The 11,629-nt window shown below is 60.1% G+C and carries 9 protein-coding genes; 3 read left to right on the top strand and 6 right to left on the bottom strand.

The window, feature by feature from the left end; all coding sequences use genetic code 11:
* Positions 1–109: 109 nt before the first annotated feature.
* Positions 110–517 (bottom strand): flagellar basal body-associated protein FliL, encoded by a 408-nt coding sequence (locus ACM530_RS11175; protein WP_106575780.1) that lies wholly within the window; start codon positions 515–517, stop codon positions 110–112.
* A 150-nt stretch (positions 518–667) separates the two neighbouring features.
* Here ACM530_RS11175 and ACM530_RS11170 point away from each other — a divergent pair, with 150 nt between their 5' ends.
* The gene (locus ACM530_RS11170; protein ID WP_416364776.1) at positions 668–1,645 is read left to right on the top strand and encodes an NADPH:quinone oxidoreductase family protein; all 978 of its coding nucleotides are present in this window, start codon (positions 668–670) and stop codon (positions 1,643–1,645) included.
* Positions 1,646–1,877: 232 nt separating this feature from the next.
* Complete coding sequence (gene glpT, locus ACM530_RS11165) at positions 1,878–3,215, top strand: glycerol-3-phosphate transporter (RefSeq protein ID WP_416364775.1); 1,338 nt, start codon at positions 1,878–1,880, stop codon at positions 3,213–3,215.
* On the opposite strand, the gene ACM530_RS11160 is transcribed toward glpT, so the two are convergent.
* Together ACM530_RS11160 and ACM530_RS11155 are read right to left on the bottom strand one after the other, a co-directional pair.
* Positions 3,212–3,865 carry a gamma-glutamylcyclotransferase gene (locus ACM530_RS11160; protein WP_145157976.1) on the bottom strand — a complete coding sequence of 218 codons (654 nt, stop codon included), beginning with the start codon at positions 3,863–3,865 and terminating at the stop codon, positions 3,212–3,214. The two genes, glpT and ACM530_RS11160, sit on opposite strands and share 4 nt — an antisense overlap.
* A 40-nt stretch (positions 3,866–3,905) precedes the next feature.
* Positions 3,906–6,293 (bottom strand): TonB-dependent receptor plug domain-containing protein, encoded by a 2,388-nt coding sequence (locus tag ACM530_RS11155; protein ID WP_416364774.1) that lies wholly within the window; start codon positions 6,291–6,293, stop codon positions 3,906–3,908.
* A 322-nt stretch (positions 6,294–6,615) separates the two neighbouring features.
* Between ACM530_RS11155 and ACM530_RS11150 the strand changes: the two genes are divergently transcribed.
* Positions 6,616–7,098, top strand: a complete 483-nt coding sequence (locus ACM530_RS11150; RefSeq protein ID WP_369301904.1) for a sn-glycerol-3-phosphate transporter — start codon at positions 6,616–6,618, stop codon at positions 7,096–7,098.
* On the opposite strand, the gene ACM530_RS11145 is transcribed toward ACM530_RS11150, so the two are convergent.
* From ACM530_RS11145 to ACM530_RS11135, 3 genes are read right to left on the bottom strand one after another with little or no spacing between them, the layout of a single operon-like run.
* Entirely contained in the window at positions 7,095–8,063 is a 969-nt protein-coding gene (locus ACM530_RS11145) for a CDP-6-deoxy-delta-3,4-glucoseen reductase (RefSeq protein WP_416364773.1), read from the bottom strand. The two genes, ACM530_RS11150 and ACM530_RS11145, sit on opposite strands and share 4 nt — an antisense overlap.
* Entirely contained in the window at positions 8,063–9,529 is a 1,467-nt protein-coding gene (gene ubiD, locus ACM530_RS11140) for a 4-hydroxy-3-polyprenylbenzoate decarboxylase (RefSeq protein ID WP_145157988.1), read from the bottom strand. The genes ACM530_RS11145 and ubiD overlap by 1 nt, the downstream gene beginning before the upstream one ends.
* 59 nt (positions 9,530–9,588) lie before the next feature.
* Positions 9,589–11,592 (bottom strand): acyltransferase family protein, encoded by a 2,004-nt coding sequence (locus ACM530_RS11135; RefSeq protein ID WP_416364772.1) that lies wholly within the window; start codon positions 11,590–11,592, stop codon positions 9,589–9,591.
* Positions 11,593–11,629: the final 37 nt, after the last annotated feature.

The raw sequence follows: 11,629 nt of genomic DNA, 5'->3' as shown, positions 1-11,629 counted from the left end.
TCACCACATTGTTTCAGGTGTACCGCGGCGTATGGTATTGGGGCGGCTTCGCCACCCAACGCGGGGCAAGCCCGCTCGCCACGACACGCCCGCTCGCCACATGGAACCGTTACTGGATGATCAGGTTGTTGAACAACAGGTCTTCCACCACCGGCTTGCCGGTCTCGTCGTTCATCACTTGCTGGGTTTGCTTGAGGGCTTCCTGGCGCAGCTTTTCTTTGCCCTCAACGGTGCTCATGGCCTCATTGGTCTGCTGAGTAAACAACGCCACCAACTGATTCCGGATCAACGCATCGTTGGCTTTGACCGCAGCGGCGGCTTCAGGCCCGGTCACGCGCAAGGCGATGTCGGCCTTGAACACCTTGAGTTTTGCGGAGCCGTCCAGGCCATAGTTGCCCACGAACGGCGGCGTCAGGCTGATATAGCTGACCTTCGGTGCCTCGCCTTCTTTCGCTTCTTCGGCCTGGGCTGCCATCGGCAAGGTCAGGGCAAGCATCAACAGGATCCACGCTTTCACAGTTCATTCCTCAAATTCGGTTGCCGGGTAGCATAACGCTAGCAAGGCTGAGCACAAGCTTATGGCGACTTATCAGGCCTGGGCATGCTCGTTGACCCACGGGCGTACCCTCCTACACTTATCGGCCATGACGCCAAAAGGAATAGTCCGATGAAAGCTGTGCTGTGCAAAGCCTTCGGCCCCGCCGAAACCCTGGTGCTGGAAGAGATCGCAAGCCCGGCGATCAAGAAGAACGAAATCCTGCTGGACGTGCACGCGGCCGGGGTGAATTTCCCGGACACCTTGATCATCGAGGGCAAATACCAGTTCAAACCGCCCTTCCCGTTCTCGCCGGGTGGCGAAGCGGCGGGCGTGATCAGTGAAGTGGGCGAGAAGATCAGCCATTTGAGAGTCGGCGACCGGGTCATGGCGCTGACCGGCTGGGGCAGCTTTGCCGAACAGGTCGCGGTCCCCGGCTACAACGTGCTGCCGATCCCGCCGAGCATGGATTTCAACGTCGCCGCCGCATTCAGCATGACCTACGGCACGTCGATGCATGCCTTGAAACAACGGGCCAACCTGCAGCCCGGCGAAACCCTGCTGGTGCTCGGCGCCTCTGGCGGCGTGGGCCTGGCCGCCGTGGAAATCGGCAAGGCCATGGGTGCCCGCGTGATCGCCGCCGCCAGCAGCGCCGACAAACTCGCCGTGGCCAAGGCGGCCGGTGCAGACGAGTTGATCAACTACAGCGAAGCCAGCCTCAAGGATGAGATCAAGCGCCTGACCGACGGCAACGGTGTCGATGTGATCTACGACCCGGTGGGCGGCGATCTGTTTGACCAGGCCGTTCGTGGCATCGCCTGGAACGGCCGCCTGTTGGTGGTGGGTTTTGCCAGCGGACGTATTCCCGAGCTGCCGGTGAACCTGGCGCTGCTCAAAGGTGCGTCGGTGGTCGGGGTGTTCTGGGGTTCGTTTGCCCAGCGCCAGCCGCAGGACAATGCGGCGAATTTCCAGCAACTGTTCACCTGGTACGCCGAGGGCAAGTTGAAGCCGCTGGTGTCGCAGGTGTATCCGCTGGAGCAGGCTGCCCAGGCGATTAATGATCTGGGGCAGCGCAAGGCAGTGGGCAAGGTCGTCGTTCAGACCCGCTGATTGATCTGAAACGCGGTCAATGTGGGAGCGGGCTTGCTCGCTCCCACATTTGGATTCCCATCGTTCTGAAGAACGCAATCACGACTCACACTTGCCTATTAGCGACATGTTCATAAGAGAACATGCAATCACTCCGATTTCCTGTGTTTGCGGATAAGAGGCGATGCTATTTTCGGTAACGAAACTGTAACATTCGCATCCGCAGTCAAAACAAGAAATTTGGAGCTCTTGAATGTTTGCTTTCTTTCGTCCTGCCGCACACCAGGCGCCCCTGCCTGAAGAAAAAATAGACAGTACCTACCGACGGCTGCGCTGGCAGATCTTCGCCGGTATTTTCTTTGGTTACGCCGGTTATTACCTGCTGCGCAAAAACTTCTCGCTGGCCATGCCGTACCTGATCGACGAGGGTTACACCCGTGGTGAGCTGGGCCTGGCGATGTCGGCGATTGCAATTGCCTACGGCTTGTCCAAGTTCCTCATGGGCCTGGTGTCCGACCGCTCCAACCCACGCTATTTCCTGCCCTTCGGCCTGCTGATATCGGCCGGGGTGATGTTCATTTTCGGTTTCGCGCCTTGGGCAACGTCCAGCGTGACCATGATGTTCATTTTGCTGTTCATCAACGGCTGGGCCCAGGGCATGGGCTGGCCGCCGAGCGGACGCACCATGGTGCACTGGTGGTCGCAGAAAGAACGCGGCGGCGTGGTGTCGGTCTGGAACGTGGCGCACAACGTCGGCGGCGGCCTGATCGGCCCGCTGTTCCTGCTGGGCATGGCCTGGTTCAACGACTGGCACGCGGCGTTCTACGTGCCGGCGACAGTCGCGTTGCTGGTGGCGGCATTTGCCTTCATCACCATGCGTGACACCCCGCAATCGGTCGGCCTGCCGCCAATCGAGGAATACAAGAACGACTACCCGGAAGGCTACAACGCCAGCCACGAAGACGAATTCAGCGCCAAGGAAATCTTCGTCAAGTACGTGCTGCGCAACAAAATGCTGTGGTACATCGCCTTCGCCAACGTCTTCGTCTACCTGCTGCGCTACGGCGTACTGGACTGGGCGCCGACGTACCTCAAGGAAGCCAAGCACTTCGACGTGGATAAAACCTCGTGGGCGTACTTCTTCTATGAGTGGGCGGGTATTCCGGGCACGCTGCTGTGCGGCTGGATGTCGGACAAGATCTTCCGTGGCAACCGCGGCCTGACCGGCATCGTGTTCATGGCGTTGGTCACCGTGGCGACCCTGGTTTACTGGCTCAACCCGCCAGGCAACCCGATGATCGACATGATCGCGCTGTTCTCCATCGGCTTCCTGATTTACGGCCCGGTGATGCTGATCGGCCTGCAGGCGCTGGAACTGGCGCCGAAAAAAGCCGCGGGCACCGCTGCGGGTTTCACGGGCTTGTTTGGTTACCTGGGCGGTTCAGTGGCAGCGAGTGCGGCCATGGGCTACACCGTGGACCATTTCGGCTGGGACGGTGGTTTTGTGTTGCTGGTGGGCGCGTGCCTGTTGGCGATTGCATTCCTGATCCCAACGCTGTGGCACACCAACAGCGTCAGCGCAGCGCGTTAATCGCCTGAGCAATCCTTTGCACAACGCTTGAGCCGCGCCTCCAGATTTTTATCTGGCATGGCGTGGCTACGCAGGGCGTTAACGGTCTGCTCGACATAATCGCGCGTGGTGCCGTAACGCCCGCAAGCGCTTTGCAGCACGTGATTGAGCACGATATCGGGCAAGTTGCCGGCGTAGCTGGGCAAATGCCGCTCCAACACAAACCCCAACGCTTGTACCTGACTGCCATCTTCCAGACGGCAGCTGAGCCAGTGCGGCCGGTACGAAGGGTAAGGCATCTCGCGTTGCCACAAGGCGTAAAGTGAGGCCTCCAGCTGATCCTCCGGCAAGCGGTAGGCAAACCCGCTGCATGAGCCGCCGCGATCCAGACCGAACACCAACCCCGGCAACTCCGGCGTCCCCCGATGCTCGTGCGACCACAGGTACAAGCCCCGGTGATAGCCGTGAACCCGCGCGCGCATGCGCTGGGTCGACGAGCATTCGGGGCGCCAGATCAGCGAACCATAAGCGAACAGCCAGACCGGCCCACCCTTGTGCTTGGCCATGGTGGCCTGCATCGAACTCATTAATTGCTCGTGAGTCAGTTGCGGCCCCAGATCGAGCCGCGGAGGGTAAGCCAATTGCAAAAGATCGGTTTCAATAACGGTCATGGCGGATCGCTTAGGTCTCCTTTATCACTCAAATAAGCTGTTACCAGTTGTAAGCAACTTTACCGTAATAAAACGCGCCGCTGTAACCGTACGGCGAAAAAGTGCTATAGGCGAGGTTGCCGCCACTGCTGGCGTAAGCGTTGACCTTTTCCGGGTATTTATCGGTGACGTTGTCGCCGCCCAGGGTGAAGGTCCAGTTCTTGAGCTTGTAGTCCGCCGACAGGTCCAACACCCAGGCGGCCTTGAAGGTCTGGTCGTTGACCTTGTCCGCCTGATAACTGGTGAATTCACCGTAGCGAACCAGGTTGCTGTGCAGGGCCCAATGGCCATAGGTGAAATCGTTACCCAGGCTCAGTTTGTGCTCAGGCGTGGTGTCGCCGAGCAAACCGATGCGCTCACGACGGTCCACCCGCACCAAGTTGGCGCCCAGGCTGTCCAGAATCGCCGGGTTAGGCTTCACGTCGGTCACTTTGGTGTGGTTGTAGTTGTAGCCCACGGTGCTGTTCCAGCGGATGCCGTTATCGAACTGGAAGCGATAATTGGCGACCAGATCGACGCCGTCGGTGCTGGTGTCGGTGGCGTTGGTGAAGTAACGGGCGCTGGTGTAGTTGATGTTGCCAACCCCATTGGCTTGCAGGTAGGCGATGGTGGCCGGGTTGAGATTGAGGTTGGAGGACAGGCTGATGCGATCGCGGATGTCGATGCGGTACACGTCGAGCGTCACGGTCAAGTCATCGGCAGGCTCCAGCACCAGGCCAAGGCTGTAGTTGCGCGACTTCTCGGCTTTCAGGTCTTCGGCGCCGAGCAGGCGGGCCACCTGGCTGTTGGCCGGGAACGTGCCGGCTTCCTGAATGGTGTTACCGATCAACTGGGACGAGGTGTAGGCAAAGTTCTGCTGGGCCAGGGAAGGCGCGCGAAAACCATTCGAGACGCTGCCACGCAAGGCCACTTGCGGGGTGAAATCATAACGGGCCGACAGCGAACCGCTGACGTTGGAACCAAAGTCGCTGTAGTCCTCATGACGCACGGCGGCCGAGGCGCTGAGCTTTTCGGTGAAGTTGGTTTCCAGGTCCAGATACTGGGCCCAGCTATGCCGCGCGCTGCTGCCGGCGTCGGCATCACGGAAACCACCCAGGCCCGAGCTGCCGCTCTGGTAGTAGGACGCAGGCTCTCCGGCTTCGATTTCATAGCCCTGGCGCAGGTATTCGCCGCCAAACGCCACCGACACCGGATACGGCAGAAAGCCCACGTCGAATTCGCGCGACAGGTCCAGGCTGACTTGCTTCTGGTCATTGCTCAGGGTGCCGTTATCGAACTTGCGCGGCGTGGCCAGGCCCAGTGAGGTGTTGATGGTTTCGGTGTTCAGCGCGTACTGGTTCTTGCCGTAGTTGGCCGACAGGTCGTAATGCCAGTCGTAAGCCAGCAAGCCGCGCAGGCCGACGACCAATGAGGTGTCTTCCAGGTTGCCTTTGATCAACGGCAGATAACCATTAGGGTTCAGCGCCGGGATGTTATTGGACGCATTGCTTGCCCGGTAGAACGCCGCCGTCTCGCCGCGACGCTTGCTGTAGCCGCCGAAGGTGTAGAACTGGGCTGCATCGTTGAAGGAATATTCCGAGTTGAACTGGAATTTGCCTTCATTGGTGGCCGGTTCGCCCTGACGGAACACACGCTGCCCATACGTGGTGGAACCGATGCTGCCAGGGCGGAAGTCGTCGCCGGCGCGGTTGGTGTAATCGTTGTCGGCACCTTCGCCCGAGACATTGATAAAGCCGTTGTCGCCCAAGGCAAACCCGGTATTGCCGCTGACATTGCGCTGGATGCCATCACCCTTTTTGTACTCGCCGAACTTGGTCGAGATCGAACCGCCGTGGTCGTCGTGCTTGAGGATCACGTTGATCACGCCGGCGATCGCGTCAGAGCCATAACGCGCTGACGCGCCGTCACGCAGCACTTCGATGTGGTCGACTGCCGACAACGGTATCGCATTCAAATCCGCCGGGGCCGAGCCACGCCCCACCGCCCCGCCAAGGTTGACGAAGGCGCTGGTGTGGCGGCGTTTGCCATTGACCAGCACCAGCACCTGATCCGGCGACAGCCCGCGCAGTTGCGCAGGGCGCACCAGTTCGGCGCCGTCCACCAGGCTCGGACGCGGGAAGTTGATCGACGGAATCAGGCGCGCTAACACTGCGCCCAGCTCATCGGAGCCGGTGCTGCGCAGGGTATCGCCGGAAATCACATCAATGGGCGACAGCGAAGCACTGGCTGTGCGCTCTTGGGCGCGAGTGCCGGTAACGATGACGGTGTCGAGTTTTGGTGCATCAGTGGCCGCTGTCTGCGCGGCCATGACGGGATTGAATCCCACAGCAGTCAGCAAATTGGCCGACAAAATTGCTGTGTACAGCGCGTGCTTCTTGTAGCTCCCCATACCGCTCCCCTCAGAATCAAACTTCAGAACGTCAATGCTCTGAGTTCCTACGATCGATCCGGCTGGCGGGCGGTGGCGGTCAGTTATTGGTTATTGGCAGATAGTCGGTAGTCCGTTGAGATATAGCTTAATGATATCTATGTAACAAATTAAATACCTTTAAAGCATAAGCAAAAGCATAAGCGCCGCACCTGTTCATCAGGATTGTGGCCGGCAATCCCGGTAATTTCAGCCGCGGTTCAGCCTGACAACGCGCCAAACCCTCAAAATAGCGCACAGCACGACCCACTTAGCCGTCCAACCGCCTATCGAGGTCGCACCCATGAAGAAGTTTCGATTGCCCAGCCTGTTGTTCCTGGCCCAGGCCACCACCGCACTGGCGGCCGAAGTACCGCCGGCTGATGACAACAAGGGGTTCTGGTACGCGCAGACCAGCGTCTACACCCGGCATTTCGCGCCCGACCCAAAGCACAACAACAACCAGGACCTGATCGGCCTGGAGCGCAATGAAGCGTCAGGTTTTGTGTATGGCGCGGCGACATTTCGCAATTCGTTCAGCCAACGCTCTTACTACGCCTATGCAGGCAAGCGCTATGACATGGCCGACTATCCGGTGTATGTGAAACTCACGGGCGGGTTATTGCAGGGCTATCGCGGCGAGTACCGCGACAAGATCCCGTTGAACCGTTTCGGCGTTGCGCCGGTGATCATCCCGTCCGTGGGCGCCCACTATGGGCCGGTAGCAGCAGAGCTGGTGTTACTGGGCTTTAATGCCGCGATGGTCACCACCGGCCTGCGCTTTTAAGGGCGCGGTGCGTAGGCGAACACATCGGCGCGCATCTGGTGCGCATCCATACCCGCTTCAACCAGCGCATCCAGCGTGCCGTAGATCATCGCCGGCGAGCCACTGGCGTAGACATGCACGGCCTTAAGGTCGCTGATGTCTTCACACACCGCTTCATGCAGGAGCCCGCAACGGCCTTCCCAGCCACAGAGGTCGCTGACCACTTTGTGCAGGAACAGGTTGGGCAGTTTCAGCCACTGGTCCCAATGCTCGATTTCGTAGAAGTCTTCCGGGCGACGCACGCCCCAGTACAGGTGTACCGGGTGCTTGAAGCCAGAGGCGCGGCAATGCTCGATCAGGCTGTGCATCTGCGCCATGCCGGTGCCGGCGGCGATCAGTACCAGCGGCCCGTCCGGCAGTTCAGCCAGGTGAGTGTCGCCAAACGGCAACTCGATGCGAGCCATCTGATTACGCTGCAACTGTTCGAGCAGGTTACGCGCGCTGTCCTCACGGGCCAGCACATGCAACTCCAGCTCACGCCCGGCGTGGGGCGCCGAGGCCAAAGAAAACGCCGATTTCTCGCCATTCTCCCGCTCGATCATCAGGTATTGCCCGGCGTGGTAACGCACCGGCTTGCCGGCCGGAGCCCGCAGGCGCACGCGCCATACATCGCCACCGATTTCCACACACTCACTCAATTGGCACGACAACTTGCGCAACGGCAACTCTCCCGGCGCCAGCACGCCATCCCACAACACAACGCAATCTTCCAGCGGCTCGGCGATGCAGGTGTAGAACTCACCATGGTCGCGCACCTCGCCGGCTTGCTGCACCCGCCCTTCTACCAGCAGCGCCGCGCACACATGGCACACGCCATTGCGACAGGCCTGCGGGCACTCGTAGCCCAGGCGGCGTGCACCTTCGAGGATCCGCTCGCCAGGGACCAGTTCCAGTACAGCGCCGGAAGGTTGCAGGGTTACACGCATCAATCTATTCCCAATTCTTTCCAGATTGCATCGACACGCGCAGTCACGGCGTCATCCTTGACAATTACCCGGCCCCATTCGCGCGTCGTTTCACCCGGCCATTTGTGGGTGGCATCCAGGCCCATTTTCGAGCCCAGGCCTGACACTGGTGATGCGAAGTCGAGGTAGTCGATCGGCGTGTTGTCGATCATCACCGTGTCGCGCTTGGGGTCCATGCGGGTGGTGATGGCCCAGATCACGTCGTTCCAGTCCCGGGCATTGATGTCGTCGTCGGTGACAATAACGAACTTGGTGTACATGAACTGTCGCAAAAACGACCACACGCCGAGCATTACCCGCTTGGCGTGGCCCGGGTACGACTTCTTCATCGTCACGATGGCCATGCGGTACGAGCAGCCTTCCGGCGGCAGGTAGAAGTCGGTGATTTCCGGGAATTGCTTCTGCAGGATCGGCACAAACACTTCGTTGAGCGCCACGCCCAGAATGGCCGGCTCATCCGGTGGACGGCCGGTATAGGTGCTGTGGTAGATCGGTTTGATGCGGTGGGTGATGCGCTCGACGGTGAACACCGGGAAGCTGTCGACTTCGTTGTAGTAGCCGGTATGGTCGCCGTAAGGGCCTTCATCGGCCATTTCGCCTGGATGAATCACGCCTTCAAGGATGATTTCGGCGGTGGCCGGCACTTGCAGGTCGTTGCCGCGGCACTTCACCAGTTCGGTACGGTTACCGCGCAGCAGGCCGGCGAACGCGTATTCGGACAGGCTGTCGGGCACCGGCGTGACGGCGCCGAGAATGGTCGCCGGGTCAGCGCCCAGGGCCACGGAAACCGGGAACGGCTTGCCGGGGTGTTTTTCGCACCACTCACGAAAGTCCAGTGCGCCGCCACGGTGGCTCAGCCAGCGCATGATCACCTTGTTGCGGCCGATCACTTGCTGACGGTAGATGCCCAGGTTCTGGCGATCTTTGTTCGGGCCTTTGGTGACGGTCAGGCCCCAGGTGATCAGCGGGCCGACGTCGCCCGGCCAGCAGGTCTGCACGGGCAGCATGCCGAGGTCGACGTCATCGCCTTCGATGACCACTTCCTGGCAAACGGCGTCTTTGACCACCTTGGGCGCCATGGCGATGATCTTGCGGAAGATCGGCAGCTTCGACCAGGCATCCTTGAGGCCCTTGGGTGGCTCGGGCTCCTTGAGGAAGGCCAGCAGCTTGCCGATCTCGCGCAGCTCGCTGACCGACTCGGCGCCCATGCCAAAGGCAACACGGTCGGGAGTGCCGAACAGGTTGCCGAGCACCGGAATATCAAAGCCGGTCGGGTTTTCGAACAGCAGCGCCGGGCCCTTGTTACGCAGGGTTCGGTCGCAAATCTCAGTCATTTCCAGCACCGGGGAAATCGGCATCTGGATACGTTTCAACTCTCCGCGCTGCTCAAGCTGCTGCACGAAATCCCGAAGATCCTTGAATTTCATTAACCATGCCACCCGTAAAATAGGCGTACATCCTACCTGCTCTTACGAGCGCTGGCAGCTTATTGCACATCATTGCGGCTTACATCTGTTCGCACCGAGGCCTGGCGCAGGGTGCGGAAGAACGGCTCCAGGAACCCTTCCACATACCGCGTGCCCACGCTCGAGAGGTGGTTGTCATCGGTATACAGAGACTGGCCGCCGAGTTCGACGCGACACCACCCGTTGGTGTCGCACAGCTTCGGCGCCGGGTCCAGGAGTTGAACACCTGAATCGGCCGCTGCGATCTGCTCAAAGACACTGCTGATAAAGGTTTGACGCTGCTGGTGTTCGGCCAGGGGCAAGCCTTCGCGGTCGGTCGGGCGCCCCAACATGGCCAAACGGCTAAGCCGGTACGGCACATTGAATTCCTGCAGCGGCACTTCCTTGACCAGCCATACCCGATGACCACCGGCGCGTAATTGCTGCACCAAGGTATTCAAACCGTCGCTGAATAGCTGCTCAGCCACGGCGCGGTCATATTTCCCGGTCGCCGGGTCATGGATCGACGCACCGGTATCACCGGAGCGCTGCCCATACACGTAGAGACTCCAGCGCGCCACCAGAACCACATCACTGAAGGGCTCACGCTTTAGCAACTGCGTAACGCGCTCGTTGAACGCCCCGCACCCTGGGGTGTTTTCTTTGCGGTAGAACGGCAGGCAACCGGCGTAGCCCGCCTGGGTGATGCTGAAGTCGTACTGTTTTGAAGCATCGCTCAACGCCGGAATCAACGCCGAGGCATGGCTGTCGCCCCAGACCAGCGCCTTGACCGTGGCCGCCTTCGGACCGAAATGGCACAACTCACGGTGCTTGTTTTTCTTGTCGTCCGACAAGCAGTTCATAAGCGTGGGACTCCAGGTGTACGCCTGGGCAAATTGCAGCGCCTGAGGCGGCAGCCGCCACGCAAAACCATCCGACCACACCAGGCTCTTGCCGATCAGGCCGAGGCTGACGAGCGCCATGACGCCCGCGGCCAGGATTGCCCGATTGCCCGCCAACAGACGCCGCTCGCGAAAGGGCCCCTCAACGAATCGCCAGGACCCATAGCCCAGCAACAGGCTCAGGAAAAACAGCCCCGCAATCTCCACAGGCGCCAGGCCGAAAATGCTGGCGTACTTGCCAAACACCAGCACCGGCCAGTGCCACAGGTACCAGGAATAGGAAATCAGCCCCACGCCTACCAGCACACGGCTGCCCAACAACCGGCCTACCAGTGTGGTGTGCTGGCCGTTGGCCCAAATAAGCCCCACTACGCCCACTACCGGCAACAGCGCTGCAACCCCTGGAAAGGCGGTGCTGGCGTCATAGCCCAATACCGCCACCAGAATCATTCCCAGGCCGAACAAGCTGACGGTCTGCGCCAGCATCGGGCTTGCGCGCTGCGCCCGCGCCGGCATAACGGCCAGCATGGAGCCCGCCAGCAACTCCCAGGCCCGCATTGGTAACAGGAAAAAGGCCTTGTCCGGTTCTCGGGACACCGCCCATACGCTGGCAGCAAATGACGCGAGCATCAGCACAAACAAGGCACCACGCCATTGCTTGAGCCGGCTCGACAACAGCGCCAGCAAGAGTGGGAAACCGATGTAGAACTGCTCTTCAACCGAAAGCGACCACGTGTGCAGCATCGGCTTCATATCGGAGGCTGTATCGAAGTAGCCGTCCTGACGCATAAAGAAGAGGTTGGAGATGAAGATCACTTGGTTGTGAATCGAGCGTCCCAGCTCTGAATAGTCCTTGGGCGCCATCAAAAACCAGCCAACCACCAATGACACGAACATCATGACGACCAGTGCCGGCAGGATGCGCCGGGCCCGGCGAGCCCAGAAATCGAGAAAACTGAAACGCCCGGCCTCACGCTCGCGCCAGATGATCGAAGTGATCAGGAACCCTGAAATCACAAAGAACACGTCAACGCCTACAAAGCCGCCAGTGACGCCTGGAACTCCAAAATGGAACAGCACAACAGCCAGGACAGCGATGGCGCGCAGGCCGTCAACGTCCCTTCGGTAAGCAAGAGCGGTCATAAATCGTAGGTCAGCCTGATTCGAATGGAGATGAGCG

The organism is Pseudomonas sp. NFX183, from assembly GCF_047943075.1.
Lineage (GTDB): Bacteria > Pseudomonadota > Gammaproteobacteria > Pseudomonadales > Pseudomonadaceae > Aquipseudomonas.
The sequence above is the reverse complement of the archived record's forward strand: the minus strand, read 5'-3'. Positions and strand labels throughout refer to the sequence as shown.

Coding starts and splice junctions, on each gene's coding strand:
- ACM530_RS11170 (WP_416364776.1), top strand. CDS start 668: ATGAAAGCTGTGCTGTGCAAAGCCTTCGGCCCCGCCGAAACCCTGGTG.
- glpT (WP_416364775.1), top strand. CDS start 1,878: ATGTTTGCTTTCTTTCGTCCTGCCGCACACCAGGCGCCCCTGCCTGAA.
- ACM530_RS11160 (WP_145157976.1), bottom strand. CDS start 3,865: ATGACCGTTATTGAAACCGATCTTTTGCAATTGGCTTACCCTCCGCGG.
- ACM530_RS11155 (WP_416364774.1), bottom strand. CDS start 6,293: ATGGGGAGCTACAAGAAGCACGCGCTGTACACAGCAATTTTGTCGGCC.
- ACM530_RS11150 (WP_369301904.1), top strand. CDS start 6,616: ATGAAGAAGTTTCGATTGCCCAGCCTGTTGTTCCTGGCCCAGGCCACC.
- ACM530_RS11145 (WP_416364773.1), bottom strand. CDS start 8,063: ATGCGTGTAACCCTGCAACCTTCCGGCGCTGTACTGGAACTGGTCCCT.
- ubiD (WP_145157988.1), bottom strand. CDS start 9,529: ATGAAATTCAAGGATCTTCGGGATTTCGTGCAGCAGCTTGAGCAGCGC.
- ACM530_RS11135 (WP_416364772.1), bottom strand. CDS start 11,592: ATGACCGCTCTTGCTTACCGAAGGGACGTTGACGGCCTGCGCGCCATC.